Source organism: Pseudomonas sp. D1-1, assembly GCF_051132225.1.
In the GTDB taxonomy this organism is placed as follows: Bacteria; Pseudomonadota; Gammaproteobacteria; order Pseudomonadales; family Pseudomonadaceae; genus Aquipseudomonas.
This window is the reverse complement of the sequence record NZ_CP071676.1, coordinates 1,727,248-1,753,496: the sequence shown is the minus strand read 5'-3', so window position 1 is coordinate 1,753,496 and position 26,249 is coordinate 1,727,248. Positions and strand designations below refer to the sequence as shown.

Here is a 26,249-nt window from a genome sequence, read left to right as displayed (position 1 = left end):
CTCATACCGCCACCTTCGCCAGGTTTTTTTCCACCAGGGACACGAACAACTCCTCAAGGCGATTGGTCTTGTTGCGCAGGCTCAGCACTTCGATGTTTTGCACGGCCAGCTGGGTGAACAGCCCGGTAATACCAGCGGACTTGTCGACCTGGACTTCCAGGGTATGGCCGTCGAGCAGGCGAGCCGGATAACCCACCAGCTGCGGCGCGGCGCTCAGGTCATGCTTGAGATCCAGCAGGAAGGTTTCCACATGCAGCTGACTCAGCAACTGCCGCATGCTGGTGTTCTCGACGATGGTGCCGTGGTCGATGATGCCGATGTTGCGGCACAGCTGCTCGGCCTCTTCCAGATAGTGCGTGGTGAGGATGATGGTGATGCCTTTCTGGTTCAGCTCGGTGAGGAAGGTCCACATCGAACGACGCAGCTCGATGTCCACGCCGGCGGTGGGTTCGTCGAGGATCAGCAGGCGCGGTTCATGCACCAGCGCGCGGGCAATCATCAGGCGTCGCTTCATGCCGCCGGACAACGAACGGGACGGCACATCGCGCTTGTCCCACAAGCCAAGCTGGGTCAGATACTGCTCGGCGCGCTCGTTGGCGATCTTCGGCGGGATGCCGTAGTAGCCGGCCTGGGTCACGACGATGTCGAAGGTCTTTTCGAACTGGTTGAAGTTGAATTCCTGGGGCACCACGCCGATGCAGCGCTTGAGCGCGGCGGGCTCGCGGTCCAGGTCATGGCCGAAGACGTTCACCGTCCCGCCGGATTTGTTCACCAGCGTGGAAAGAATGCCGATGGTGGTGGATTTGCCGGCACCGTTGGGGCCCAGCAAGGCAAAAAAATCACCTTCGGCGACATCCAGATCGATACCACTCAGGGCCTGGAAACCGTTGCCGTAGGTTTTGGTTAGCTGCCGTATGGACAGAGCGGAACTCATATCGGATTACGCACCAAGAAGGGGAGGAAGAAGAATAGATAAGGGCCGGCGGCGAGCAATACAACCACGGCGCATGAAGGCAATGGTGCGTGGCGTCGCCGCACAAGTACAGTGAAGTGTGTCGATAGTAAGTATTAAGTCAACGCGGTCATGACGGCCTTGCGATAAGCCGGACGCTGCTGGAGCCGCGCATACCAGGCCTCCAGCCGAGGCAATGCGGCGCGCTCGATGGGCATCTCGAACCAGGCATAAATGAAACTGCCCAAGGGAATGTCGCCCATTCCGATTTCCTCACCGCAGAGGTAAGGCTGTTCGCCGAGGGCTTGCTCCACCATTGCCAGCAACTGGTCGCACTCCTTGATTGCCGCATTGATGGCCGGCCAGTCCTGCTGCTCGGCCGGGGTGCGCAGCACGCCCCAGAACACCGTGCGAAACGGAGCGGCAAAGCTGGACGTGGTCCAGTCCATCCATTTTTCAGCGCTGGCGCGGGCCTGTATGTCATCGGGATACCAGGCCGAGCCTGAGGCATGGCGAGCCACCAGGTAACGCACGATGGTATTGGATTCCCAGAGCACGAAGCCGTCGTCTTCTATCATCGGAACCCGGCCGTTGGGATTCTTCGCGCGGTACTCGGGCGTATCCACCACGCCAAACGCGCCGCCCGCGTCGATGGCCTCGTAGGCCAGCCCCAGCTCTTCGGCACACCACAGCGCCTTGCGTACGTTCGACGAATTCTTCCGACCCCAGATCTTCAGCATCACGGCTTCCTCAATGGATAAATGCCGCAGCAGCATACGCCGGATCAACCGCGACTCAAATCACCCCTGCACGTCGCCGAGCAATAACGGCGTTTCAGCCAAACAATGGCGTTTTCTCACCTGACCAACGAACGATTTCCTACCGGTGTTGCCAACCAGACTGGCGCAATGCATCCAAGGTTTCCCACGAAATCAATCACATCGCGCCGACCGCCGGTTTTACAGAGGACGTCTAAGCTCTGAGGGTCGGTCTTGCCCTGGTTCACGGAGGATTATTTATGCTGTTGTTGTGGATACTGGTTCTGGTCGTCGGGATAGCCTGGCTGGCACACCGCCGCACCGCCCCGCTGCCAGCGCTGGGCATCGTTGCGGTCTACCTGTTGGCGATGGGCATCTTCAGCCATGCGCCCGGGTGGCTGCTGCTTGTCCTATGGTTGGTACTTGCCGCCGTTGCAGCCCCGCTGTTGCTACCTGACCTGCGCCGTAGATATTTCAGCGCGCCGATGTTCGACTGGTTCCAGAAAACCTTGCCACCGATGTCCGAGACCGAGCGCGATGCCATTGATGCCGGCACGGTGTGGTGGGACGGGGAATTATTCAGCGGCCGGCCGGACTGGGACATGCTGCTGGCCTACCCAAAAGTAAAACTGACTGACGAAGAGCAGGCGTTTCTCGACGGTCCAACCGAAGAACTCTGCGCGATGGTCAGCGACTGGCAGATCGGCCAGGCCATGGACCTGCCGCCCGAAGCCTGGGCCCATATCAAGGAACATGGTTTCTTCGCCCTGATCATTCCGAAGGAATACGGCGGCAAGGGATTTTCCGCCTATGCCCACTCCCAGGTGGCGATGAAACTGGCGACCCGCAGTGGCGACCTGGCGTCCACCGTGATGGTCCCCAACTCCCTCGGCCCGGCGGAACTGCTGCTGCACTACGGCACCGATGAACAACGCAACCATTATCTGCCGCGACTGGCCCGGGGTGACGATATTCCCTGCTTCGCCCTGACCGGGCCGCTGGCTGGCTCCGATGCGGGGGCGATGCCCGACACCGGGATCATTTGCAAAGGCGAATGGCAAGGCCAGGAAACCATCGGCCTGCGCTTGAACTGGGAAAAACGCTACATCACCCTCGGCCCCGTCGCCACCCTCCTCGGCCTGGCCTTCAAAGCCTACGACCCGGAGCACCTGTTGGGTGAAGAAGAGGACCTGGGGATCAGCCTGGCGCTGATCCCCACGGATACGGCCGGGGTCAATATCGGTCGCCGTCACCTGCCTCTTGGCGCCGCCTTCATGAACGGACCGAACTGGGGCAAGGACGTGTTCATCCCGCTGGACTGCCTCATCGGCGGCCAGGCCATGCTCGGCAAGGGCTGGATGATGCTGATGAATTGCCTGTCGGTCGGGCGCTCGATTTCCCTGCCAGCGGTAGGGACCGGCGCGGCGAAGTTCACCAGCCTGGTCACCGGCCAGTACGCCCAGGTAAGGGAACAATTCAACGTGCCGTTGTCCGCCTTCGAGGGCATCCAGGAAGCCATGGCACGTATCGGCGGCAATGCCTGGTTGATGGACGCCGCACGCATGCTGACCGCCAACGCGGTGGACCTCGGCGAAAAGCCTTCGGTACTGTCTGCCATCCTCAAGTACCACCTGACCGAGCGCGGCCGCGAGTGCATCAGCCACGCCATGGACGTGCACGGCGGCAAAGGCATCATCATGGGGCCGAACAACTACCTGGGCCGCAGCTGGCAAGGCGCGCCGATCTTCATCACGGTCGAAGGCGCGAATATCCTCTCGCGCAACCTGATGATCTTCGGCCAGGGGGCGATTCGCTGCCATCCGTTCGTATTGAAGGAAATGGCCCTGGCAACTCGAGAAGACAAAGACCAGGCATTGGTCGAATTCGACGAGTTGCTGCTCAAGCACATCGGTTTTGCCATCGGCAACGCCGCCAGCACCCTGGTCCTGAACCTCGGCCTGGGGCACTTCGACAACGTGCCGGGCAATGCCCTGAGCCAAGGGTATTTCCGTGCCCTCAACCGGCAGGCGGCGGCGTTCGCCTTGCTGGCGGACCTGAGCATGATGCTGCTGGGTGGCGAACTCAAACGTCGCGAACGCCTGTCGGCCCGCCTGGGGGATGTATTGAGCAACCTTTACCTGGCCTCGGCGGCGCTCAAGCGCTATCACGACCTTGACTCGCCAGACCATATGGGGCCGCTGTTTCGCTGGGCCATGGAGGAAAGCCTGGGTCAATCGGAGCGGGCACTGGACGAACTGCTGGTCAACTTCCCGAATCGGCTGCTGGGCGGCCTCTTGCGAGTGGTGGTGTTTCCTTTCGGCCGCCGTCACAAGGGACCGAGCGACAGGCTGGACGCCGAGGTGGCTGCCGTTATCGGCCGCGCCAAGGGCGATCCGACTCTGGAAGAGCTGCTCCAAGGCTGTTATCGCCCGCAGTCGGAAGAGGACCCGGTGGGCGCGCTGCAACATGCCGCCGACCTGCTGGCCGCCGCCCAGCCGCTTCACAAAAAGCTCCATGGAGCGTTCAAGCAGGGCCAACTCAACCCTGCGCCCGGCGAACCTATCATCGATGCGGCCCTGGAGGCGGGTGTCCTGCAAGCCGGTGAGGCGCAGACCCTGCGCGCAGCCGAAGCGGCACGCCGCAAGGTCATCGATGTGGATGATTTCGACAAGGAGGAACTGACGCTCGCCGAGGCCAAGGTGCGGTGATGCTGGAAGCGATCTGATCGATAGCATGTAAAAGCGGGCGCAGGAGCTTTATACTCCTGCGCCCGTTTTGCTCTTGAGGACTTATCTCGTGTCCAACGTCGTTGCCGATCACCTCGTCTTGCTTGACCACTTGCGCAGCATCCTGGTCGCCGTGGGTGAGGCCGAACAGGTTCCCGAAGAAAGCCATGCGCTGTTCCTGGAGCGTTTTGACGAATTGCGCGCGCAACTGCCAGTCGACCCGATCGAAAGCCAGTACCTTGGCCAGGACCTGCTGTGCCAGGTGATCGTGCGTTATCCACAAATCGCCCACCTGGTGCCTCGAGACCTGCTGTGGTATTTCGGCGGCGATTGCCTGCACTACATGCCCGACGAAGAGATCGCCCTGTATCAGGCCCTCGAGGAACGTCGTTTCGAAGCCGAGCAAAACGACGAGCCGTTCGACTGGAACCAGGAAAAACAATTGCTGGCCATGTCTGATCAGGACAGCAAGCACTGATCTCACGCCATCACTCGAAGGCCCGCACGGTTTAACCCTGCGGGCCTTTTTTTGGGGTGGCGGAATCTCCAGAAATTCCGAATCGCCCTGCCCCGCCAATTTCTCTCTCTGGCTCAAGACAGCAAAAAAGATATTTTATTGACACATTTTTTTGTAGCTTCTCCTTCCGTCAGATTTCAGGCGGAAACTTCATTTGCGACGTGGCGCTTTGCCATGGGTGAACTACCGTCACAACAGCAGGACTCGGGACGGCATGTCTGACCACGCCCGAGGCCACCCGATCAGGCGATCAGGTGAGATACAGAGGGGCAGCCCGGGCCTCTTAAGTGATCCGAGGCGACCGACCAGCCTGGGATGGCCTCTCTGACGAGGATCACTTCATGACCTATCGCACCGTGCCTACACTAAAACGCTTCATACATGGATTGTTCTGGATGAGCCTCGGCCTGGAAGCAGCCCACGCGGCTTCGGCCAACTGCTCGCAACTGGACAATCTGCCCGCGACCTTCGAGGTCGGCCAAGGGCTGCAGAATGAACTGCGCATCCTGGCCCCCGTGACGAAGCTGGCGGTGGGCGATCCGAAGATTGCCGACGTGCAACCCAGTGGCAGCGATGCCTTCATTCTCACCGGCCTGATGCCCGGTGCTACCAGTCTGATGGTCTGGACCGAGTGCTCGAAAATACCGCGCCAGAGCATGGTCTTCGTGACGGGCCGGGCCACCGCGGCGCTGACCAGCGCCGCGAGCGTACCGTCGGAAGACCCGATGCTGCTCGCCCAGGTCCAGACCGACATCCGCTTCGTCGAGGTCAGCCGGACCAAGCTCAAGGAGGCCTCGACTTCGATTTTCGGCAGCCGTGGCAACTTCCTGTTCGGCTCGCCCAGAACGCTGCCCACGATCGGCGGCGTAGTCCGTCCTTCCCTGCCGGTCAACAACGACATGTTCAACCTGTCCTTCGCCACCGGGCAGACGCTGCTGATGATCAACGCGCTGGAGGGCAGCGGTTTTGCCTATACCCTGGCGCGGCCGAGCCTGGTGGCGCTCAGCGGGCAAAGCGCGAGCTTCCTGGCCGGTGGCGAAGTACCGATTCCGGTGCCGAGTGCCGGGAGCGACAACGTGTCCATCGAGTACAAGGAGTTCGGGATTCGCCTGACGCTCACGCCGACCGTCATCGGCAAGAATCGCATCGTGTTGAAGGTGGCGCCCGAAGTCAGTGAACTGGATTTCACCAACGCCGTGAACATTGCCGGCACGCTCGTCCCGGCGCTGACCGTGCGCCGCACCGATACCAGCATCGCCCTGGCCGACGGTGAAAGCTTTGTCATCAGCGGTCTGATCAGCACACGCAATGCGTCTCAGGTGAACAAATTTCCGGGCCTGGGCGACGTGCCGATTCTCGGTGCATTTTTCCGTGACAACTCGATCAATCGCGAAGAGCGCGAACTGCTGATGATCGTCACGCCGCACCTGGTTCAGCCTTTGGCCGCCAACGCTCAGTTGCCGACGCTACCGGGCGAGCAACTGCGCAATTATGACCCGAACTTCTATCGCATGTATTTCCTTGAAAACGGCGAATTCGACAAGCGCAGCGGGCTTTCCCAATGAGCCGCCATCCGAAATCCGAGGCGTCACCCATCCAGCCGGTGACAAGGGGAAATTCAATGAAAACATTGACCGCTATAGCGGCGGCCCTGGTGTTGACCGGTTGCGCCAGCAACGGCACCGTGGCCTCGCACCCGGGCAGTTGCGCCAAGCCCGGATCCGATCAGGATCTGGCCCTCAACCTGGCCGATGACATGGCCAATGATGGGCGCTTGTATGCCAGCCTGGCGAACCTCGAAGGTTTACCCGAGGAGCTGGTCCAGGTTCGCCTGCGCAAGGCTCGGGTGCTGCGCCTGATGGGGCGCAACGAGGCCGAGCCGCTGTATAGGAGCCTGCTCGGGACTTGCCTGGCCGCCGACGGTGAACATGGCCTGGGGCAGTTGGCCGCCGCTCGAAATGATTACGCCAGCGCTACGGAACACCTTGAGCACGCCGCCAGGATGGCCCCCACCGAAGGCAAGATCCGCAACGACCTGGGGGTGGTCTATCTCAACCAACGCCGGATTCCCCAGGCCCGCTTCGAGTTCATGACGGCCATGGAACTTCAGCGATCAGACTCGCTGGCGGCACTTAACATGGTCACCCTGTTGATCTACCAGGACAACTGGAAGCAGGCCGCCGAGCTCGCGAACATGGCCAAGCTGAGCCCTCAGCAGATAGCTGATGCCCAGGCCCGCGCGGAAAAAATCAGGGGCTCGGCCAGTCATCCCCTGACGACACAAGCGAACCGCCTGAACGAGGTCGTCGAGGCCTCAACCGGCGCGGCCAAGTAGAGCATTCGAGGAGTCCGGACAATGAAAACCCAACAATTGATGATCGTTTGCGTGGCCTGCCTGTCTACCACCGCCTGGGCGATCGAGCCAGGTCCTTCCTCCGCGGCGCAGCAAGGCACCGAGCGCTGGATGCAACTGCAGATCCGCGGTGTCGTGGCATCGACCAATCTGCAGACCGTCTCGGCCACCGAACGTGAGCTGGCCATGCAGCGCTGGCTCAATAGTTTCACCTACCCGATCCCGGAATTTTTTGACCAGGACTCGGGGGGAGAAATCACCAGCAGCAAATAGGGCCCGTCACGACAACCCAGGATCGCAGCCTTCGGCAACCCTGCATTCGATGCAGGACTGCCGGGGGCTGCGATCTTTTGCATTGGGAGGATTTGACGGAAGCAGACCGGGGCCGCTGCGCGACCCAGCGTGAGCAAGCTCCCTCGCCACAGGGTGTGGTGCCTGAAGGTGCAGCGACATAAGCGCGGTCAGCGGATGGACACGAATAGGTGGAGCAACACAAGCACTTGTGGGAGCGAACTCGCTCGCGATAGCGCACTGACAGCCAACCTCTTCATCGACTGTTACAGCGCTTTCGCGAGCGGGCTCGCTCCCACATGAATCTATGACAGACAAGCAGTGCTACATATTCCCGAAAGCCCTGAACACACCGATCATGGCGGGGCCTATGGCGACCAGGAAGAAGCTTGGCCAGAGGCAGAAGATCAGCGGGAAGATCAGTTTGGTGCCGATCTTGGCACCCATTTCTTCGGCGGCCTGGGTCCGCCGGTCACGAAATTCGTCGGCATAGATTCGCAGGGTATCGGCCACGCTGGTGCCGAAACGGATACTTTGCGCCAACAGGCTGACCAGGCCCTGGATGTCTTCCAGACCGGTGCGCACGGCCAATTGCTTGAGCGCCTCGGTACTGGTGATGCCCGCGCGGATCTGAGCGTTGACCAAGGCCAGTTCCTCGGCCAGCTCGACCTGGCTGACCGACATTTCTTCGGCCACCCGTTCTATGGTCGTGGGCAGGGCCAGGCCTGACTCGACGCAGACGACCATCAGGTCCAGCGCATCCGGGAACGCCGCGCGCAACCGGGTTTGCCGTGCCTGCTTGCGCTTGCCGACATAGAGCGCCGGCAACAGCCAGCCGATGCCGGCAACGAGCGTCACGGCCAGCAAACCAATAGCCACTGAAACCTTGATCATCGGCAGCAACACCAGCGCAAGGCCAATCATCAGTAGCGGCAGGATCAGGCGCACAGCCCAGTACATCTGGACCGCCGAGGCGGAGCGGTAGCCAGCATGCGTCAGCAGCATCTGGGTCGCCGAAACCTGCGTCGGGTCGGCTGAGGCAAAGCGCTGGCCGACCCGCTCCAGCAGCAGTTGCAGGTTGCCGGGCGCCTCCTGCCCCGCCGTGCTGCCGGCATAGCCGCGCTTGATCAACGCCAGGCGCCGCTGGACCGGGTCCTGCAAGCCCAGCAAAAGCAGGCTGACGGCAACGGCCGCGAGCACCGTGCTGAGGCCGATCACAACGATGAACAACAGCCGGGCGAGCTCCTCGCTTCCGGTGAACCGACTGAACAACCCAAGTAAGAAATCCATGACTGCCACCTCTGGGCACAACAGTGCTTAAACCTGGATCCGGATAATTTTCTTGATCCAGAAAATTCCGATCAACATGGCGCAGAAGGCACCGATGATCAGCTTGTGACCGATGGGGTCGTTGATCAGCACAGGCATGTAGCTGGGGCTGGTGAGCACGATGGCGATCGCCAGCACGAACGGGATCGCCACCAGTACCCAGGCCGACATGCGTCCCTCCGCCGACAACGTCCTGATCTTGCGCTGGAAGCGAAAACGCCCGCGGATCAATCGGCTCAGGCGCTCGAGCACTTCGGTCAGGTTGCCGCCGGTCTCGCGGTGAATGAGGATGGAGGTCACCAGCATCATCACGGTCATGCTCGGCATGCGCTCCAGCAGACCCAGCATGGCCCTGCGCACGTCGTTGCCATAGTTGATGTCGGAGAAGGTCATGCCGAACTCCTGGGCCACCGGCCCCTTGTGCTCCTCGGCCACCAGTCGCAAGGTTTCGTTGAACGGATGCCCGGCGCGCAAGGCCCGGCACATGGCGTCCAGCGCATCCGGCAAGCCCTCCTCGAACGCAGCGAAACGCCTGTTGCGGTCGCGCATGACTTTCAGCAGCGGCAGCCACGTCACGACAAACGACGCGATCAGCGCCATCCACCAGAGCGGCGACACCAGCAGCACCGCGGCCCCGGCGGCCACCCCCAGCGCGAGGCCGAGCAGCATCACCCGATAGGCCCGGTATTCATGGCCGGATTGTTCGATCATCTGGGTCAGGCTGGCCATGAACGGCAGTTGCTCCAGCCGGGCCTCCAAGGGAGACAGGCGCGTCAGGTATTTCTGCCGCAATACCGTCCGCATGTTGGGCAAGTGGTTGGCTTTCTCCAGCACATGCAGACGGCCACGAATGCGCTTGCGCATTTTCCCCGCCTCGCCGAAGACCGGGACCACCACGCCCTGGGACAGCAGGAACACAGCCACAAAGACCATGCCGAGGAACGCCAGGATGAATTCACCAGGAATGTTATTCATGACTGCCGACCCTCCATCCACTCAGGACGGAACAGTGTCAGCGGCAGCTCGATGCCGCGCTTGGCCAGCACGTCGCGAAACGCCGGGATCATGCCGCTGGGCCGATATTCCCCGAGCACCTCACCGTGCTCGCCGAGACCGTGGCGGGCAAACGAGAAGATTTCGGTCATGGTGATGATCTCCCCTTCCATGCCATTGATCTCCTGCATGCTCACAACGCGACGCTTGCCGTCTTCTTGACGCTCCAGTTGGATCACGACATCGATGGCCGAGGCAATTTGTTGACGCATGGCCTTGATGGGAAACGTCGCCCCGGTCATCGACACCATGTTTTCGATTCGCCCCAGTGCATCGCGGGCGGTGTTGGCATGGATCGTCGTGAGGGAACCATCGTGGCCGGTGTTCATGGCGGTGAGCATGTCCATCGCTTCGGCGCCACGCACTTCGCCGATGACGATGCGGTCGGGACGCATCCGGAGGCTGTTGCGCACCAGTTCACGCTGGCTCACCTCGCCACGACCTTCGATGTTCGAGGGCCGGGTTTCCAGGCGCACCACATGGGGTTGCTGCAATTGCAACTCGGCCGAATCCTCGATGGTGACGATGCGCTCGTTATGCGGGATGAAGCTCGACAACACGTTGAGCATGGTGGTCTTGCCGCTGCCGGTCCCGCCGGAAATCAGCACGTTCAGGCGCCCGCGGACGATGGCCTTGAGCAGCAAGGCGATGGCCGGGGTCATGGTGCCCACCTGGATCAGGCTGTCGGTGTTGAGCAGGTCCACGGCAAAACGCCGGATCGACATGCTCGGGCCGTCGATGGCCAGCGGCGGAATGATCGCGTTGACGCGCGAGCCGTCCTTGAGGCGTGCGTCGACCAACGGCGAGGATTCATCGATGCGCCGGCCGAGGCTGGAAACGATGCGGTCAATGATATTCAGCAAGTGCTGGTCGTCGCGGAAACGCACGTCGGTGCGTTGCAGCTTGCCGAAGCGTTCGACATAGACCGAGGCGAAGCCGTTGACCAGGATATCGGAGACGCTGTGGTCGGCCAGCAACGGTTCCAGTGGCCCGAGCCCGAGCACTTCATCGGTGATCTGCTTGATGATCAGCTGGCGGCTGGCCGTGCTGACAGGGGCCGAATGTTCTTCCAGCAAGCGCTGGCAGATATCGCGGATCTGCCGCGCAGCCTCGGCCTGCTCCAGGGCATCGAGCAGGGACAGGTCCATGACCTTGAGCAGTTGCTGATAGATTTTTTCCCGCCACTCGGCTTCCACCGGGGTAACCTGGCTGCGGGTTTCATAGAGCACATCCGGGATGGCCTGCTCCCATGGCATCAATTCATCCATGCTATCGGGCAGGCTGTCTCTCGGCTGGGCGGCTGGAGCCGCGGCTCTGGCGGACTGTTTGCGCAAGCGGTTGCGGAAGTCGCTGATCATGGGTCATCCCCCGAAAAAACGGTTGAAGGCGCGTTTGAGCAGGCCTTTGTCTGCGGCCATCTGGTGACCGACCAGGTCCTCGGCCAAATCGCGCAGGGCGGCGGTGATAGCCGCCTTCGGCGCATGCAGCCCCAACGGCACGCCAGTGTTCTGACTCTGGCTGACCAGGTTGAAGTCATTGGGTAATTTCGACAGGTTCGCGCAACGCAGGGCCTCGCCAACATCCTTCAGACTGACGGCGGAGGTCTTGTCGTAGCGGTTGATCACGATCTGCAGTTGCTCGCCGCGAACGCCCAGGTCTTCGCGAAGGATCCGCACCAGGGCGCTGGCATCACGCAGGTGGCTGACGCTCTGCTGGACCACCACGTACACCCGGTCGACCTGTTCCAGGACTGCGCCGGTGAGGTGGTCGATCTGCCTGGGCAGGTCCACCACGACCCAGTCATAGCTGCCGCGTGCCAGTTGCAACAGCGCATCGAGCTGCTCGGGCTGGGCATCCTGGGGCAGGCACAGCTCGCCGGCCCGGCCACCCAGCACATGCAAGGTCGGGCTGAAATGGCTGCAAAAACCGCGAAGCGCCACGCTGTCCATGTCATCGACCTGCTGCAGCACTTCAAGGTGGCTGTGGGACTGCGCCACGTCCAGGTAATGGGTCACGCTGCCAAACTGCAAGTCCATGTCCAACAGCAGGGTATTGCCTGCACGAGCGCTGAGTTGCTGGGCCATGTTGCACGCCACCAGGGTCCCGCCGGAGCCGCCCTTGGCGCTGATCACTGCGATCAGCTTGCCTTCGTTGCCGTTGCCGAGACGCACTTCGGCCACCAGCCGGTTCAGCGCAGCCGCCAGCTCCGTATCGGCGAAGGGCTCGGGCAGCACGTCACGCGCACCGGCCTGCATGGCCAGGCGCATGCCCTCCTGCTCGCCCAACAGACCGCACACCAGCATCGGCGGGCGCTCATGGGCCGGACGTTGCAGCAGCGCCGACAGTTCCTCGCGCCACAGATGGCTGACCCGCAACAGCAGCAGGTCAGGCATGCGATCGAGGCCGAAGAGCGGATCGACATGCCCGTTGCTGACCAGTCGGGTGCTGACTTCAAGGCCCGGCATGCGCTGGCAGACGCATTGCAGATCACGCAGCGACGTCGCATCGCGACTGCTGACCAGTAACCGCAAGCCGGGCCTGCCGGTAGCGGTCGTAAGCGGAGTTTCCCGGGTGTTCAGCATGGTGTGATCTCCCCTGAATCGGAATGACGCCCAAGACTTTCGCGTGGCAAGGTCGCCCTGAAGGTAGGCAACGTAATCGACACGCCCAAGCCGGGGATGAACAGATTGAAATTGAAGTTCTGCACGCTCAACTGCACGTAGCGGATGGCCCGAAAACCTGCGGTGCCAGTGGTGTTGGCCGGGTTGGCGACGACAGCACCGTCGACGTCCAGGTAGGTCAGCGCCAGGTTCGTGGTGGCCAGGTTGCTGATCAGCTGGCTGGTGCCGGCGTCCGTCGCGGCGTTGAAAATGGCCCGGCGCAAGACCACCGGATCGCTGATGTTGCACACCGCCGCCAGCCGTGCCCCGCGCCGCGCCGCTTCATCCAGGGCGTTGGCAGTGAAATACAGGCGGCCCATTTCGACGACGCCGAACAGCAGGGTGAACACCAGCAGGCCGACGAAGGCGAACTCCACGACATAGGTGCCGCGCATGTGCTTGCGGTTCATCAGAGCGCCCTCATCACGGTAGTCGCGACCAGATCGATGCCCAGGCGGGTAGGAGCACCGAAGAAGCCCGGAATCACAGTGCCGATGACCGGAGAAAAGGCATGGGTGATGGTCACCCTCACGTGATTGCTGCCAACGGCCTCGACCACCACGTTGCCGACTGTCAACCCCGGCACTACCGCCGCACCGACGGTGCTGGGCACGCCATACACCGCGACGTTTTTTGTCCGGGTCCGCAGCGTGCCGTTCAAGTCGATGGCGCCAAGGGTGGTGTTCCAGGCCTGGCTGGAGACGAAGCGGCCGGCATCGCGACTGGCTTGCAGCAGCACGTTGTACTGGTAAAGCATGCGACCGAACTCGCCGAAGGCCAGCAACAGCAGCAGCAACAACGGCAGCACCAGAGTGAATTCCACCAGCGCCACCCCTTGCTGGGCGCGACGCGGTCTGAACGGGACAAGTCTCATGACGCCTCCTACGAGTCGGTGCTCGGAGTGCCGCTGCCGTTGAGGTAGGTTTTATAGAGCTGGATGATTTGCGGGCCAGCATCGCTGGACGGCGTCGGCCCGGGGACGTTGTCGCCCTCGCACTCCTGGACGAACTGACCAAAGATGACGGATTCCGAACCACCGCCGTTCACCGGCTGCACGACGAAATAGCAGCCGAAACCGAGGACCGGGATCGAGGTCGAGCCGCTGAGTTTCCCGGCGCAGTCGCCGATGACGATCTTCAGCATCCTGCGCTCGAACACCCCATTGCTTTCACAGCCGCTGCCGCCTCCCGCGACACACGCGGCAACGCTGGCGCGCCAATCGTTGTAATCCAGGATTGCCTGGCCGCCCGCCGACAGGTCGCCATTGCTCGAGGTGACAGACTGGCCTTCGTATCTGGGGCCAAGCGCATCGTCATAGGTCATTGCCGGCGTGTTGGAGGCCGTAACCAGATCGGGCGGGTAGTCGGAGGAACTGACCGGACCGTTGTAGATCCCGAAGCGGGTGTTCAGGCCCTGGGATGTCGGGCCCGCCTTGTTGCCGGGCGAGGTCTGGACGTTGTCCCCGACACTGCGGCAAATCGAACCACCACCGGCCAGGTCTTCCCGTACCGCACTGCCGCCGGAGCCGAAATCGAGCAGTTGGAAGTTGCCCGGTCCGATGGGCGAAGTATTGCCTGCCGCAGTCTTCAACACTTCCAGGTCACCAAAGCGGTAGCCCCAGAAATTGCCGGCGGCCGGGTTGTATTGAGAGGTATCGCCACAGACCATGAGCGGCGCCAGATCGCACGGAGCCGTCGGGCTGGGGCCTGCCGTGGCGATCGCCGCGACTCTTTTGTTGCCCAGGCCGTCGCTGCCCATCGTCTGGACGGCACTCCAGAAGAACCCGTTCAGTTGATAACTGGCGACCGATACCCGTACGTACTTCGCATCGGTCGGGCCAGGATAGGAGAAAGGCCCATAGACGCTGCTGGCCAACTCGACCACGGCAAACGCCCCCGGATTGCCGGCGATGGCCGTTGCGAGTTCGGCGTTGCCAGCGGCGTCGGCATTGAGCGTCAGGGTGTCCAGGGCCGCCGTGCGGGTACTGCTGGACATGTTGACGCCACCGCTCACCTGGCTCAGGGTCTTCGCGCCACCCAAGGCCGCGGCATCCACCGCGTTCTGCAGGCGCGTCTTGTTCAGCAACATGTGACCGCCATCCAGGGCCAACGCCGCCATCATGGAAATCGCCACCAGCGCAATCACCATCAATACACTCACCGCCCCTCCCTGGCGTCGAGGCAGCGTCAAGGGCTGCCGGGTACTGGAGTTCATCGTCGAGCCCTCATCTACAGCATTGAGGATCGGTATCGCCAGCCCGAGGGGGCTGGCACGGGTGCTTCATTCAGCGGATGTTGATCACAGTGCTTTCAACCCCACGGATCAACGTGACCGCACTTCCCTCAGGCTTGGCGCTGCGCTGCACCGCAGGCCGTGGCACCGGAGCTGCAGCCACCGCCATCATCGGCGCCGGAGCTGGCGGCGCAACGGCCAAGGCTCTCTTCTCCAGGTTCAACGGGTTGCGCAAGGCCAGTTGCAGCTTGCCTTCGGTCTGCGCGGTGACCAGCAATTCCGCTTCGCTGGCGGACATTTCCAGGGTCACGGCCCGCACCACTACCGGTTGGGTCTTGTCAGTACCCGCCGTCTGGTCCACCGCCAGCACTCGCAGGTTCTCCAGCAGCGTCCGGGACGTGGCGCTGTTGCTACCGGCGTTGGTGGTCTTGGTCGCCAGCACATCGACCCGATTACCTGGCAACAGGAATCCACCGACACCGACCACATCATCCACGCGTACCGATATGGCGCGTTTGTCCGGCGCGATCAGCGAGGCCAGGGTGCTGCCGCCCAAGTGCTCGCTGAGCCGGGCACCGCGCACGATGTCGCCGCGCAGGATGTCGAACGTGGCGATCTTGCCCACGGCTTTTTCACTGGCATCGAAGGCATCGTCCGGGATGGTGTCCATGGGCATGCGCACGGTCGTCACCTGCTGGGCCTCGACCATTTGCCCGAAGGGGATTTGCACCGTCGCGATGACGACGCTGCGCAGATGATCGTCGGGGGTCGCGTTGAGTCGCGCGCTCAGCCAGGAGTCAGCCATCCATGCGGCACCAAGGCCCATTACCAGGGAAACGCCTATCAGCGAAAACGTACGAGAGCTCATGTCGGTATCTCCAGATCAAAGGAAGTCGAGCTGAACGAAGTAGTTGTGCCAGGCCCACTCCAGCTCTTGGGGCGCCAGGGGCCCGGAACCGCCCAGGTAACGCTGGCGGTCGAGCGCCATGCTCAACAGGTCGCGGGGATGGCAGGGCACCAGCGGCATGCCCTCGCCCCCATACAACCGCTGCAGGACATGACGCACCAGCTGCGGGTCATGCACGATGCCCAGGCGTTCGCATTCCTGGCGCCAGATGCGCTCGTATTCCTCGGGTTTGAGGTAGCCGAACTGGACCTTGTAGCCGATGCGCCGCAAGAAGGCCTCGTCGGCCAGTTCGAGGGGATTGAGGTTGGTGGAGAACACCAGCACCAGGTCGAACGGCAGCTCGCAGTGGCGCCCGCCGCCCAGGTTGATGAAGTCGCGCTTTTCCTCCATCGGCACGATCCAGCGATTGAGCAATTCAGCCGGGGCCATGCGCTGGCGGCCCATGTCGTCGATGATGAACAGGCCGTTGCTGGCCTTGAGCTGCAAGGCCGCCTGGTATTGGCGGGTGAACGGGTCGTAGCGTACGTCCAGTTGCTCCATGCTCAATTCGCCGCCGGTGATGACGATCGGACGTTTGCAGCACAGCAGCCGGCGATCGATGCCTTCGTTGAGCATGAGGCTGTTCGTCTGGCCGCTGTCATCCAGACGCTGGTGCACCTGCGGATCGTAGATCTCGATCACCGACTCGTTGATGACGATGGCGTGGGGCACCCAGATGGCCTCGGCAAACAACCGGATCAGTCGGCTGCTGACGTAGGTTTTCCCAGTGCCAGCCGGGCCGTAGATCATGATCGCCCGCCCGGAATTCAGCGCGACGCCCAACTGGTCGAGCATCCCCTGGCTCAGCACCATGCCCGCCAGGGCGTGGTTCATATCCTTGGCGGTGATGCGGCCGTGGTGGATGGTCTGGATCTTGATCAGCGAGCGATACGTGCTGACCGGGAACGGTGCCGCGCCGATGTAGCCACTGCGGGCCAGCGCATCCCGGGCGAAACTGCGGCCGCGTTCAGTCAGGCCGTAACGCAGCGACTGCCCGCCTGCCTGGGCCAGTTGGCCCAGCACTTCGACCCGACCGTCCTTGCGCAGGAAGGCCAATACTTCCTCCAGCACCGCGCCGGTCAGGGCCAGGCGTTCCACCAGTCGCGACATGTCCAGCACGCCGGCTTCGTGCAAATGTTTGCAGACCAGTTCGCCGAGAAAGCTGTCGGTCAGGCCGGTGTCGCGTATGGAGCCAGGCTGGGGCGCCAGGCGCTGCACCGCTTCCCGTTCACTGGGGTAGGCATCGCTATCGTTGATGACGTGCATGACTAGACTCCCCAGCCGTCGGCAACCAGTTGCCAGTAAACGCTGTTCAAGGTGCCGATCAGGATTGCAATCGAATAGGGAAAAGGTTTGCCAGCCACCTCATCGACAGTGGGCGCCAGATAGGCCTGGGCCCGGACGCTCAACCAGTAACGCTGCAGGGTCTGGAGCAGTTGGCCGCGGGCCAGAACAATCAGGAAACCGCACACCCCGCCGGCGATCAGGCTGAACAGCGCCGCCCAGAGGGCGTAATGAAAGGGCAGGAAACCACCGACCATGGTCATCAACTTGACGTCGCCAGCGGCCATGCCGCCCACGGCGTACATCGGCAGGAACAGCGCGAAACAGATCAGCATGCCCAGCAGGCTGTCACCCAACCCGCTCAACCCGCCGGTATAAACCTGGCCGGCCAATCCCAGCGCAACCCCCGTCAGGACCAGCGCGTTGGGGATACGGTGGCGACGCAGATCGCCCACCACCGCCACTCCCAGCAGTCCTAGCAGCAATATTGTCGATATGAGCAATTCCATGGACATGACGTGCCTCCCTGTTGCGATTGTCGTTAGCAGGCCACGTTGCCGTTGGCGGCTTGGCACAGCGCGCGGATCTTGGTATCCACGACACCGCCCAGGAGGACGAAAGCCGCTGCCACCAACACCGTGATCAGGCCGCCCGCCACGGCGTATTCGACGATGGTCAGGCCATCTTCATCCTTGGCGAACTTGCTGATTGCAGTTTTTGCTGTTTGAAGAGTCATCTTGATTCACCCTACCTTTGAACAAAGGCTCGATGTCATGAACTTAGTTGTCGGGGACAGCACCAAGTCCATTTGTCCAAGTCGTTGTACTCACTGCAAAAGAGTCGCACGCAGCTTCCCTGGAAGTTACCGTGTCCCCATCGCGCAAGTTCGCCGTCAGCAGGCAACGTTGCCGTTGACGGCCTGGCACAACGCACGGATCTTGGTGTTGACGGCCCCGCCCAGAAGGACGAAGGCTGCGGCGACCAATACGGTGATCAGGCCACCGGCCACCGCGTATTCCACAATGGTCAGGCCATCTTCATCTTTGGCGAACTTCAGTACCGAAGCCTTGATAGTTTGAAGAGTCATTTCGCACACCTCATCGGGGTTGTTTTCAAAGAGGCAGTACTTTGCGAACTGCCTGATGCAACCCTAGTCAGCAGGTCGGTACAGTCGTTAGGAGGATTTTGCACAACGCTAGGATTATTTTGCGCGGCAGACGAAATAGCCCTGCCCATGAACGCCAACCCTGCCGGGCGTTGTACCGGCGGTGGCTGGAGCGACGCGCTAAAGGACGGGACGCTGGGGAAAATTTATTCGGCAAACTGATAGCACATTGACAATACTGCTAGCTAACGGGCGGGAAGAACCACCGAGTAGTTGTCCTATGGCGCCGAATCAGACTGGAAAGCCCAAGCTGTTGTGGTTCGATCTGACGCATGATCGGTCCACCAAGGAACTCGCCAGCCAGTTCGAGCAAACGTGCAACTGCGTCCTGGCAAAAAACACCCTGCTGCCCAATGGCGTACAGGCCGACATGATCTGCATTCATTTCGACCGGCCGGATACACAGGGACTCAGGCGGCTGCTGGACATCAAGCGCACCGTCCCGGCAATTCCCATCAGCATGTTCACGGTGCAGCACTCCGAGGAGCTGGCGGTCTGGGCCATGCGCTCGAGCGTCTGGGAATACATGGTACTTCCCCTGACAGCCGCCGAGAGGAAACGCTACCTGACCGCCGTGGTGCAATTGTGCGAATTGCGCAGGCAGGCTGGTGGCCATGGCTCGACCTCGCAGATCGACCATGCGCCAACGCTGCCGGACAGCATCCGCCTGACCTCCGGGCATCAGAAACACCAGGCCCTCACCCACATCATGCTGTACATCGACCAGCACTTTCGCGACAGCATCGATCAGCGCGACCTGGCCAAGCGTTGCGGCATGACGACGTTTCGCTTCAGCCGCGTGTTCAAGGAGACCAATGGCCTGGGGTTCACCGACTACGTGCTGAACAAGCGCATGAGTTTCGCCAAGGAATTGCTCGACAACAGCCAGATGCCCATCACCAGCATCGGCTACGAGGCCGGATTCAAGGACCCGTCCTACTTCGCGCGTGCCTTCAAGCAGTACGCCAACTGTACGCCGAGCGAATATCGCCTTGCCTATCAGATGCGTTGCGCAAGCCCGGCGCCGTTGCCATCGGATGAGGAGGCGCTGGAAAGCCTGGTACACAGCCTTGAGGGCTGAATAGACTTTTTTCACGCGCATAAAAAACACCGCTCGATGAGCGGCGTTTTTTTGAATTTGGAGCGGGAAACGAGACTCGTATCTGGTGTCCGACTCATTGAAATATAAAGTTTTTTTATCCCAATTCCTCTACGCTGATTTCACGCATGCGAAATTTCTGCACCTTGCCGCTGACGGTCATCGGAAAATCGTCAACGAACTTGAAATGGCGCGGCGCCTTGAAGTGAGCGATCCGGCCCTTGCAGTAATCGCGCAGCTCGTCGGCATCTGCCTGGTGCCCCTCATGCAACCTGACCCAAGCTACGATCTCTTCTCCGTAGACCTTGTCCGGCACACCGATGACCTGCACGTCTGCCACCGCAGGATGAGTAAAGAAGAACTCTTCGATTTCGCGCGGATAAACATTCTCGCCGCCCCGGATGATCATGTCCTTATTGCGCCCGATGATCCTCAGGTAACCCTCCTCATCCATGATTGCCAAGTCACCGGTGTGCATCCAGCCTGCGTCGTCGATGGCCTCCGCGGTCGCTTGCGGGTTGTTCCAGTAGCCGAGCATTACGCTGTAGCCTCGGGTACACAGTTCGCCGATCTGACCGCGAGCAACGATCCGGTTTTGCTCATCGACGACCTTGCTTTCCAAATGCGGCTGAGTGCGGCCGACACGGGTGACCCGGTGCTCGATATCGTCGTCCGGGCCGGTCTGGGTGGAGACCGGGCTGGTTTCGGTCATGCCGTAGGCGATCTGCATCTCCTTGAGGTGCAGGTCGTCGATCACCCGCTTCATGACTTCGATCGGGCAGGTGGAGCCGGCCATGATGCCCGTTCGCAGATGGCTCAAGTCCAATAATTGGCGCTCCGGGTGGTCGAGCATGGCAATGAACATCGTCGGCACGCCATACATGCCGGTCGCTTTCTCCTGTGCCGCGGCCCGCAGGGTCTCCAGCGGATCGAAGGCTGCGCTGGGGTAGATCATTGTCGTTCCGTGGGTGACACACCCCAGATTGCCCATGACCATGCCGAAGCAGTGATACAGCGGCACCGGTATCACTAACCTGTCGTGCGCGCTGAGCTTCAGGCTTTCACCGACCATGAAACCGTTATTCAGGATGTTGTAGTGACTGAGGGTGGCACCTTTGGGAAATCCAGTAGTACCCGAGGTGTACTGGATGTTGACGGGGTCGTCGAACTGCAGTTGCTCGCCGCATTGCCGTAGTTGTTCCGCAGACATTTGTTCCGCCAGCTCCAACAGGCCCTCCCATGACAACATACCGTCAGCCGGCGTGTCGCCGAGGCTGATCACGCCCTGCAATTCAGGCAACCGGTCGCTTTCCAGTGCGCCGACAGCGCAGCGGTGGAGTTCGGGCAGCAGATCTTGAAGCATCGCGTGGTAGTTGGAAGTTTTGAACGAGTCGGCACAAATCAGCCAGCGACACCCCGATTGCTTGAGCGTGTACTCGAGCTCGGTCAGACGGTAGGCCGGGTTGATGTTCACCAGCACCGCCCCCACCTTGGCCGATGCGAACTGGGTGATGCACCACTGCGCGCAGTTCGGCGACCAGATGCCTATCCGTTCGCCGGCCTTGAGGCCCAGCGCGAGCAACCCTCGTGCGCAACCATCCACCTCCTCGGCCAACTGTGCCCAGGTGTAGCGCAACCCTTGATGCCGCACGACCAAAGCTTCGCGATCGGTGAACCGTTCCACCGCTCGGTCGAACGCCGCGCCAATGGTCATCGCCAACAAGGGTGTGGTTTGCGGTCCAATGGTGTAACTGGGAACACTCATATCGATTCTCTCTGTACGATCCAAATGTGGGCCGGGGGTTACCTCACAGGCGCCCTTGTTGAATGGCTTGCCCTCGTTGTTTTTAACGCGTGAATATTTGCGCCGTGGTAATCGCCATGTCGCCGCCGGGCAATTTGATGTTGCCAATCTGCTTCAAACTATCGGCATCGAACACCGCTACGTCGTTGAAGGTTCCCGCCAGGTAAATCTTGCTGCCGGCCTTGTTGAACGAAATGCAGTAGTAGGAATGATCCAACGTAGCGGCCTGAAGCAGTTTTTTCTGCTTGATGTCGTACTTGGCCAGCCGGTTGAGCACGCCGAACATCAGGTTCGGGTCCTTGGGCGAGCGCATGCCACTGAAGTAGATTTCCGTCAGGGGGCCGAAGTCGGTGGTTTCGGTCTTGCCGGTTTTCAAGTCGATGCTGAACAGCCCATAGAGGTACTCGGCGGTCGCCAGGTCCTGATTCTTGTCCTTGAATTTCGCTGCGGTGTAGAGCAGCGAAAAATCATGACGGTAGGTCTGCTGGTTCCACACGTAGAGCACATCCGGTGCGCTGTAATTGGCACGTTTCCAATGGCGACTGGGAATCAGCACGTCGAACTTGCCAGTGTTCACGTTGACCTTGTAGACATCCGCTCCCGCCACATACAACGTTCCATCGTCGCCGCTTTGCATGATGGTCAGCTGCCGTGGCGCCGGGAAGCTGCGAATGGGTTTGGCGTCCATGCCGGCATCGGTGGCGTACACATCGAGCCGAGGTTGCTGCACCTCGTAACGATCGTTGAGCATCAACGTCGGATTGGCGATGGTGAACAGTTCCTTGCCGTCATGGCTGAGGGTAAAGGCGAACATCGACTTCGCTTTCTCCCCCGGTTTCTGGGTAATGCTGGCGTGGAAGACCTGCTTGCAGCTGTCCAGCTCAACGCCGTAGACATCCGCGTAGTGGTTGTTCAGCACGTAGGCGGTCTTGCGATCCGGCGACAGCTGCACGGTGCCAGGACCGAAGGCATCCGGCATTTTGCAGGTCTTGAACAGGCTGTCGGTGGCCAGGTCGATTACGTGCAGGTTGTTCGGATAATTGGTGGTCACCATGTATTCGTGACCGCTTTGGAGCGCGGTGTTTTCATCGGCCAGAACATTGAGCGATATAACGCCCAGGACACCGAACGCGGCCAAGCCGCAGGCTTTGATGCATTGCATGCTGGAATCCTTCTTCATGTCCGATCACTTGTCTTTCGGAAAGACAGTGCCGAGGTTGCGCCAGTTTTCGTTGGACGCCTGGGCATCCTTGTTCCAGTCCGGGTAGGTGCTCATCATGTCCGGCACCTGGGCCGGCCACCAGCATGGGTCGGAGCAACCATACAGATCGGCTTCCATCGGTTGGCACAGCGACGACACGCCGCCAAACGCGTCGATTTCCCAACCTGGGTCGGTGGTCGAGGCGCAGCCGGCGACGGAGCTCATCGCCACCACTTCTTCGATGCGGTTTTCCGCTGCGGCCTGATCCAACTTCAACGCTTTGTTATTGATTGCCTTAAGATGTTTCATATCAGTGAGCCTTGCGCGGAGTGATGTAGCTGCTGATAAACGCAGGGTTGTGAGCCATGATCCGGGTGTAGACCTCGATGCCGAAGTCGACCCAGTCACGCATCAGTTCGCAGTAGTGATAGGTCGGATGAGTCGGGTCGCCGTATCGGGCGTAGCTCTCGTGGTAGCAGCCGCCAGAGCAGAGATTGCGGATCTGGCAGTCTTCGCAACCGGTGTTGGTGCGGTCCAGGCGCTGGGACAGGAAATCGTTCAACTCGACCTGTTTCACCCCGCTGTGAACGTTGCCGAAGGTCGGCAACGATGAGCCGGTAAAGCGGTGGCACAGGTTCAATTCGCCCTTGTGATCCACCGCCAGCATCTTCAGGCCCGCGCCGCATGGCAGGGCTTTTTTGTGGCCTTCGTGGATGTCGGTGATCAGCTGATGCAGGTTGGAGAAACCGATATTGCGGTGCTCCAGCGCCGCTTCCAGATAACGCCGGCCGAGCTTCTTCATGTTGGCGAAAACTTCGATCAGCTCGTCGCTGGACAGGTTGAAGGTGCTGATGTCACCGGAGGTCACCGGGGCAAACCCGACTTCGGCAAAACCCAGTTCGTTGAACAGGTGGTCCCAAATGGTTTCGACGTCGGTGACGCCGGTGGTCAAGGTGACGCGGGCACCGACCGGACGACTGTTGTAGCGCGACAGCAGCATTTCAGCCTTGCGCCGAACCACATCGTAAGTGCCCTGCCCGCCCACGGTAATGCGGTTGCGGTCGTGGACGGTTTTCGGTCCGTCGATACTGACTGACAGGCCGAAACGGTGAGCGTTGAGGTAGTCCACGGTCTCTTCGGTGAGCAGCGTGGCGTTGGTGGTCATGACGAATTCGACGAACTTGCCCGCTTCGGCAAAACGCTTTTCACAATAATCGACCATGTACTCGATCAGCTTGCGATTGCTCAGCGGCTCTCCTCCGAAGAACACCACCGTGAAACGCTCTTCATCCGGGGATTCGCGCAGCAGCATTTCTACCGAAGCGACCGCTGTTTCAACGTCCATCTTCTTGCCGGCCGAGGGCTTGTCGAGGTCTTCTTTGTAGCAGTAGGTGCAGCTCAGATTGCAGCCCGTGTTGACGTTGAGCACCACGGTATTGATCGCGGTGCGCTCGACGCGTTTAGTACCGATGTCCGGGGTCAGTGGCGAGCCGTCGCTGACCAGTTCCAGGGAAATCAGCTCACGCAGGGTTTCGGTGATTTCTTCGCCGTTGAAGCGTGCGGCCAAGCGTTGGATCAGGTCGTCCGATGAACAGCCGGGACCGCGCAAGGTATCGATGATGGTGCCCGTCAGCTCATCGCTGGCGAACAGCGAGCTGCTGGGAATGTGGAACAGCATGCGGTCGGCGTCGACATGCACTTCGTGCAGATTTCGTTCGACCAGATTCAAAATAGCGCCCATTGCAAACCTCCTGTGCAAGCCTCGACTCACGAGGCCCGCGGTCATTCCGAAAAGTGTCTGAAACCGCTAACAACGGCCAACTTATGGAATGGGTGGATTGTTCCAGCGTTGCACGGTGACGATCATGTGGCCTTCGCCGGTCAAGGACCTCCCTGCGTCGTCGACGGCGGCGATCACCTTGAGATTGCCGGCATTGTTGGTGGACATCTTGCGCTGCGGGTTCGGCCCGGCATCGCCTGGGGTAAACACGCCGGTATCGGCCTGCATGGTGCCCGCAAACCTGACGTCTTCATCCTCTTTGGCGCGGTCATCGAAAGCCTCGACTGTCCATTGCGCCGGGAACACGCCGATTCGATAGGGTTTGCCGTCAGCGCCCTTGCCCCAGGCTTCAGCATCGAAACGGCCCTGGACTTTCGGCGTCGAGCCACCACCCTCGCCGATCCGCGCCACCGAGAATTCGGGCACGACTTTGACTTCAGCGATCTTGCTGTAGACCGACAGCGTCGGGCCTTTCAGCGTGCCGACCGTGACGTTGCGCAGGCCCGGTTGCGCATTGGCAGCCGCCTTGAGTTTGACCCGTAGGCGCTCGGGCGTTTGCTCCAGCACTTGGACCACTTCCACGCCTTTGCCAAAGTCAGGTTTGCCAGTGAGACCGCTGCCGACCAGGGTGACTTCAGTTTCGCTGCCCGCCCTCAGATAACCCGGCTGCACCGCCAGCAAACGATTGGAACCCTGCTTGGCGGCGACAAAGTCCAGCCCCCGCTCGTCGTGCTCGGCCTCGAACATCCGGCCCTGCATGGCATTGCCCTGGGCGGCGAATACCTGGCGCATGGTCACGCCATCGATGGACACGTTGCCGCGCCATTCGTAACCGGTGTAGAGAATCGCACTGCCCTCACCATTGAACGGGCTACCGTCGGCATACTGACCTTTGACGTTGACCTTGAACGTGTCGCTGCCATCGGCAGTCACGCTCATGACGCCAGCCAGCTCGCCTTTACCCGGCAGGTTCCCGCTGAAGCTCCAGTCGCCGACCAGCGCCTCGGCTTTCGGCGCGCTGCCCTGCCATGCTTTCCAGGCCGGGTTGTCCAGCGGATAACGCTTGGCCAGCAGCGGCACCATTTCTTTGCGGGCCAGGTCGAACCAGTCGCGGTCGCGGGACAGGGCCTGGTATTCGAGGGACGGCCACTGGCCGAGGTGGAAGTTCACCAGGCGCTCCCATTCCTGGGCGGGTCGGCGCTGCAGCGCAACCCGCGCGCCGGAGTGGCAGCGGCCGCACATCTGGCTGGTTTGGTCGTCGAATTTCTCGACGGTATTGAGCCGTCGCTCCAGCGCATAACGCACCCCATCGGTCTCGCTCGGCGCCAAGCCCTGGGTGTCGGCCAGGTATTTGACCAGGGTTCGGCGGTCGTCATCGCTGATCTGCAAACCATGCATGACCTGCATCCGGGCGATGCTCATCAGCCAGCCTTCCGGGGTTTTACGCTGGTGGCTGATACGGCTCAGGGCGTTATCGGCTTCGGGGGTGTGACAGCCCTGGCAGGTTTCCTTGAGGACAGTCTGGGCGTCGCGAGCTGCCAGGCTGTGAGGCGAATGCAGCGCCACGCAGGCCGCCGCGGTCAGCAGACTGACGCTCAGGCCTGATCGGAGTTTTCTCTTCATCAACGTCGAACCTCGCACGGTGCTTTCTTATTTTTGTGGCTTATCGTTTTTTGGGTTTCTGCCGTCGGCGACAACCCACTGACGGAGGCAAGAGAAACGTCTGCGATGAGCAATACACGGAGCGTGCCAGCTTAAGGAACATCCTTTAAATCAAATGGTTATGTGAACATCATGGCTTTTTCGCGCGTCAAAACGAAAAGGCCTGCGTCTAATATCGCGACAGCTGTTGCAGTCTGAGACAAGCATAGATGACCCCGACTGGGACACTTCATAGTCAGCGATGATGTTTCGGTAAATACGGGAATGACTCGTCGTCTCATGCATTGTCGCGATTTGCGACAAAACCCTGGGCCAAACCTTCCCGTTTCATCGCTAGAAAACCCGCCAACAAAGGGCTATCCGCCCGTTCCTGGTACTTGGCACAGCCATTGCCAACCTTGGGGAAATCCACGTCCTCACGCACAACAAGAGGTCTC

At 61.0% G+C, this 26,249-nt stretch carries 25 protein-coding genes; 6 read left to right on the top strand and 19 right to left on the bottom strand.

All coding sequences use genetic code 11. The annotated features are described in order from the left end of the window. Position 1: 1 nt before the first annotated feature. Positions 2-934 (bottom strand): ABC transporter ATP-binding protein, encoded by a 933-nt coding sequence (locus J3P86_RS07935; RefSeq protein ID WP_305496072.1) that lies wholly within the window; start codon positions 932-934, stop codon positions 2-4. Positions 935-1,068: 134 nt separating this feature from the next. After that, positions 1,069-1,692 (bottom strand): glutathione S-transferase family protein, encoded by a 624-nt coding sequence (locus J3P86_RS07930; protein ID WP_434625195.1) that lies wholly within the window; start codon positions 1,690-1,692, stop codon positions 1,069-1,071. Between the two features lie 278 nt (positions 1,693-1,970). Here J3P86_RS07930 and J3P86_RS07925 point away from each other — a divergent pair, with 278 nt between their 5' ends. The 5 genes from J3P86_RS07925 to J3P86_RS07905 all read left to right on the top strand — a co-directional run bounded on the left by J3P86_RS07925 (position 1,971) and on the right by J3P86_RS07905 (position 7,579). After that, complete coding sequence (locus J3P86_RS07925) at positions 1,971-4,418, top strand: acyl-CoA dehydrogenase (protein ID WP_434699858.1); 2,448 nt, start codon at positions 1,971-1,973, stop codon at positions 4,416-4,418. Between the two features lie 88 nt (positions 4,419-4,506). Further along, a complete protein-coding gene (locus J3P86_RS07920) occupies positions 4,507-4,914 on the top strand; it encodes a PA2817 family protein (RefSeq protein WP_305496075.1) in 408 nt (135 codons plus the stop codon). Positions 4,915-5,294: 380 nt separating this feature from the next. Further along, positions 5,295-6,518, top strand: coding sequence for a type II and III secretion system protein family protein (locus J3P86_RS07915; protein ID WP_434569372.1), 1,224 nt, complete (start codon positions 5,295-5,297; stop codon positions 6,516-6,518). A 56-nt stretch (positions 6,519-6,574) separates the two neighbouring features. Further along, on the top strand, positions 6,575-7,288 hold the full coding sequence (locus J3P86_RS07910; protein ID WP_434699857.1) for a tetratricopeptide repeat protein: 714 nt from the start codon (positions 6,575-6,577) through the stop codon (positions 7,286-7,288). Between the two features lie 21 nt (positions 7,289-7,309). Then, positions 7,310-7,579 carry a DUF3613 domain-containing protein gene (locus J3P86_RS07905; protein ID WP_434569374.1) on the top strand — a complete coding sequence of 90 codons (270 nt, stop codon included), beginning with the start codon at positions 7,310-7,312 and terminating at the stop codon, positions 7,577-7,579. A 342-nt stretch (positions 7,580-7,921) separates the two neighbouring features. Here J3P86_RS07905 and J3P86_RS07900 read toward each other — a convergent pair whose 3' ends face one another. The 12 genes from J3P86_RS07900 to J3P86_RS07845 all read right to left on the bottom strand — a co-directional run bounded on the left by J3P86_RS07900 (position 7,922) and on the right by J3P86_RS07845 (position 18,188). After that, positions 7,922-8,887 (bottom strand): type II secretion system F family protein, encoded by a 966-nt coding sequence (locus J3P86_RS07900; protein ID WP_434699856.1) that lies wholly within the window; start codon positions 8,885-8,887, stop codon positions 7,922-7,924. A 27-nt stretch (positions 8,888-8,914) separates the two neighbouring features. Then, positions 8,915-9,901, bottom strand: coding sequence for a type II secretion system F family protein (locus J3P86_RS07895; protein WP_434699855.1), 987 nt, complete (start codon positions 9,899-9,901; stop codon positions 8,915-8,917). Beyond that, on the bottom strand, positions 9,898-11,337 hold the full coding sequence (locus J3P86_RS07890; protein ID WP_434699853.1) for a CpaF family protein: 1,440 nt from the start codon (positions 11,335-11,337) through the stop codon (positions 9,898-9,900). Before J3P86_RS07890 ends, J3P86_RS07895 begins: the two co-directional genes overlap by 4 nt. Before the next feature lie 3 nt (positions 11,338-11,340). Continuing rightward, entirely contained in the window at positions 11,341-12,561 is a 1,221-nt protein-coding gene (locus J3P86_RS07885; protein ID WP_434699852.1) for an AAA family ATPase, read from the bottom strand. Continuing rightward, a complete protein-coding gene (locus J3P86_RS07880; RefSeq protein WP_434699851.1) occupies positions 12,555-13,049 on the bottom strand; it encodes a TadE family protein in 495 nt (164 codons plus the stop codon). Before J3P86_RS07880 ends, J3P86_RS07885 begins: the two co-directional genes overlap by 7 nt. Then, the gene (locus tag J3P86_RS07875) at positions 13,049-13,513 is read right to left on the bottom strand and encodes a TadE/TadG family type IV pilus assembly protein (protein WP_434699850.1); all 465 of its coding nucleotides are present in this window, start codon (positions 13,511-13,513) and stop codon (positions 13,049-13,051) included. The genes J3P86_RS07880 and J3P86_RS07875 overlap by 1 nt, the downstream gene beginning before the upstream one ends. An 8-nt stretch (positions 13,514-13,521) precedes the next feature. Then, positions 13,522-14,853, bottom strand: coding sequence for a TadE/TadG family type IV pilus assembly protein (locus J3P86_RS07870; RefSeq protein WP_434574260.1), 1,332 nt, complete (start codon positions 14,851-14,853; stop codon positions 13,522-13,524). 70 nt (positions 14,854-14,923) lie between these two features. Then, on the bottom strand, positions 14,924-15,739 hold the full coding sequence (gene cpaB / locus J3P86_RS07865) for a Flp pilus assembly protein CpaB (RefSeq protein WP_434699849.1): 816 nt from the start codon (positions 15,737-15,739) through the stop codon (positions 14,924-14,926). Between the two features lie 15 nt (positions 15,740-15,754). Then, complete coding sequence (locus J3P86_RS07860; RefSeq protein WP_434569382.1) at positions 15,755-17,083, bottom strand: AAA family ATPase; 1,329 nt, start codon at positions 17,081-17,083, stop codon at positions 15,755-15,757. A gap of 2 nt (positions 17,084-17,085) precedes the next feature. Then, complete coding sequence (locus tag J3P86_RS07855) at positions 17,086-17,616, bottom strand: A24 family peptidase (RefSeq protein ID WP_434699848.1); 531 nt, start codon at positions 17,614-17,616, stop codon at positions 17,086-17,088. 26 nt (positions 17,617-17,642) lie between these two features. After that, positions 17,643-17,837, bottom strand: a complete 195-nt coding sequence (locus J3P86_RS07850) for a Flp family type IVb pilin (RefSeq protein ID WP_434569384.1) — start codon at positions 17,835-17,837, stop codon at positions 17,643-17,645. Between the two features lie 156 nt (positions 17,838-17,993). After that, positions 17,994-18,188 carry a Flp family type IVb pilin gene (locus J3P86_RS07845; RefSeq protein ID WP_008070254.1) on the bottom strand — a complete coding sequence of 65 codons (195 nt, stop codon included), beginning with the start codon at positions 18,186-18,188 and terminating at the stop codon, positions 17,994-17,996. 298 nt (positions 18,189-18,486) lie between these two features. Here J3P86_RS07845 and J3P86_RS07840 point away from each other — a divergent pair, with 298 nt between their 5' ends. Further along, the gene (locus tag J3P86_RS07840) at positions 18,487-19,347 is read left to right on the top strand and encodes a helix-turn-helix domain-containing protein (RefSeq protein WP_434699847.1); all 861 of its coding nucleotides are present in this window, start codon (positions 18,487-18,489) and stop codon (positions 19,345-19,347) included. 115 nt (positions 19,348-19,462) lie between these two features. Here the strand turns inward: J3P86_RS07840 and J3P86_RS07835 are convergent, their stop codons facing one another. The 5 genes from J3P86_RS07835 to peaA form a co-directional block, all read right to left on the bottom strand. Then, complete coding sequence (locus tag J3P86_RS07835; protein WP_434699846.1) at positions 19,463-21,130, bottom strand: AMP-binding protein; 1,668 nt, start codon at positions 21,128-21,130, stop codon at positions 19,463-19,465. An 82-nt stretch (positions 21,131-21,212) separates the two neighbouring features. Beyond that, positions 21,213-22,331: a quinohemoprotein amine dehydrogenase subunit beta gene (gene peaD / locus J3P86_RS07830; protein WP_434699844.1), complete on the bottom strand. Its 1,119-nt coding sequence runs from the start codon at positions 22,329-22,331 to the stop codon at positions 21,213-21,215. A gap of 24 nt (positions 22,332-22,355) precedes the next feature. Next, positions 22,356-22,679 carry a quinohemoprotein amine dehydrogenase subunit gamma gene (gene qhpC / locus J3P86_RS07825; protein WP_105339546.1) on the bottom strand — a complete coding sequence of 108 codons (324 nt, stop codon included), beginning with the start codon at positions 22,677-22,679 and terminating at the stop codon, positions 22,356-22,358. A 1-nt stretch (position 22,680) separates the two neighbouring features. Further along, positions 22,681-24,111, bottom strand: coding sequence for a quinohemoprotein amine dehydrogenase maturation protein (peaB, locus tag J3P86_RS07820; RefSeq protein WP_434699842.1), 1,431 nt, complete (start codon positions 24,109-24,111; stop codon positions 22,681-22,683). 81 nt (positions 24,112-24,192) lie between these two features. Next, on the bottom strand, positions 24,193-25,773 hold the full coding sequence (peaA, locus tag J3P86_RS07815) for a quinohemoprotein amine dehydrogenase subunit alpha (RefSeq protein ID WP_434699840.1): 1,581 nt from the start codon (positions 25,771-25,773) through the stop codon (positions 24,193-24,195). Positions 25,774-26,249 lie beyond the last annotated feature (476 nt).

Bases quoted from the DNA above. Each gene is read 5' to 3' on its own strand.
- J3P86_RS07935 (WP_305496072.1), bottom strand. From the start codon at position 934: ATGAGTTCCGCTCTGTCCATACGGCAGCTAACCAAAACCTACGGCAAC.
- J3P86_RS07930 (WP_434625195.1), bottom strand. From the start codon at position 1,692: ATGCTGAAGATCTGGGGTCGGAAGAATTCGTCGAACGTACGCAAGGCG.
- J3P86_RS07925 (WP_434699858.1), top strand. From the start codon at position 1,971: ATGCTGTTGTTGTGGATACTGGTTCTGGTCGTCGGGATAGCCTGGCTG.
- J3P86_RS07915 (WP_434569372.1), top strand. From the start codon at position 5,295: ATGACCTATCGCACCGTGCCTACACTAAAACGCTTCATACATGGATTG.
- J3P86_RS07910 (WP_434699857.1), top strand. From the start codon at position 6,575: ATGAAAACATTGACCGCTATAGCGGCGGCCCTGGTGTTGACCGGTTGC.
- J3P86_RS07905 (WP_434569374.1), top strand. From the start codon at position 7,310: ATGAAAACCCAACAATTGATGATCGTTTGCGTGGCCTGCCTGTCTACC.
- J3P86_RS07900 (WP_434699856.1), bottom strand. From the start codon at position 8,887: ATGGATTTCTTACTTGGGTTGTTCAGTCGGTTCACCGGAAGCGAGGAG.
- J3P86_RS07895 (WP_434699855.1), bottom strand. From the start codon at position 9,901: ATGAATAACATTCCTGGTGAATTCATCCTGGCGTTCCTCGGCATGGTC.
- J3P86_RS07890 (WP_434699853.1), bottom strand. From the start codon at position 11,337: ATGATCAGCGACTTCCGCAACCGCTTGCGCAAACAGTCCGCCAGAGCC.
- J3P86_RS07885 (WP_434699852.1), bottom strand. From the start codon at position 12,561: ATGCTGAACACCCGGGAAACTCCGCTTACGACCGCTACCGGCAGGCCC.
- J3P86_RS07880 (WP_434699851.1), bottom strand. From the start codon at position 13,049: ATGAACCGCAAGCACATGCGCGGCACCTATGTCGTGGAGTTCGCCTTC.
- J3P86_RS07875 (WP_434699850.1), bottom strand. From the start codon at position 13,513: ATGAGACTTGTCCCGTTCAGACCGCGTCGCGCCCAGCAAGGGGTGGCG.
- J3P86_RS07870 (WP_434574260.1), bottom strand. From the start codon at position 14,853: ATGAACTCCAGTACCCGGCAGCCCTTGACGCTGCCTCGACGCCAGGGA.
- cpaB (WP_434699849.1), bottom strand. From the start codon at position 15,739: ATGAGCTCTCGTACGTTTTCGCTGATAGGCGTTTCCCTGGTAATGGGC.
- J3P86_RS07860 (WP_434569382.1), bottom strand. From the start codon at position 17,083: ATGCACGTCATCAACGATAGCGATGCCTACCCCAGTGAACGGGAAGCG.
- J3P86_RS07855 (WP_434699848.1), bottom strand. From the start codon at position 17,616: ATGTCCATGGAATTGCTCATATCGACAATATTGCTGCTAGGACTGCTG.
- J3P86_RS07850 (WP_434569384.1), bottom strand. From the start codon at position 17,837: ATGACTCTTCAAACAGCAAAAACTGCAATCAGCAAGTTCGCCAAGGAT.
- J3P86_RS07845 (WP_008070254.1), bottom strand. From the start codon at position 18,188: ATGACTCTTCAAACTATCAAGGCTTCGGTACTGAAGTTCGCCAAAGAT.
- J3P86_RS07840 (WP_434699847.1), top strand. From the start codon at position 18,487: ATGGCGCCGAATCAGACTGGAAAGCCCAAGCTGTTGTGGTTCGATCTG.
- J3P86_RS07835 (WP_434699846.1), bottom strand. From the start codon at position 21,130: ATGAGTGTTCCCAGTTACACCATTGGACCGCAAACCACACCCTTGTTG.
- peaD (WP_434699844.1), bottom strand. From the start codon at position 22,331: ATGCAATGCATCAAAGCCTGCGGCTTGGCCGCGTTCGGTGTCCTGGGC.
- qhpC (WP_105339546.1), bottom strand. From the start codon at position 22,679: ATGAAACATCTTAAGGCAATCAATAACAAAGCGTTGAAGTTGGATCAG.
- peaB (WP_434699842.1), bottom strand. From the start codon at position 24,111: ATGGGCGCTATTTTGAATCTGGTCGAACGAAATCTGCACGAAGTGCAT.
- peaA (WP_434699840.1), bottom strand. From the start codon at position 25,773: ATGAAGAGAAAACTCCGATCAGGCCTGAGCGTCAGTCTGCTGACCGCG.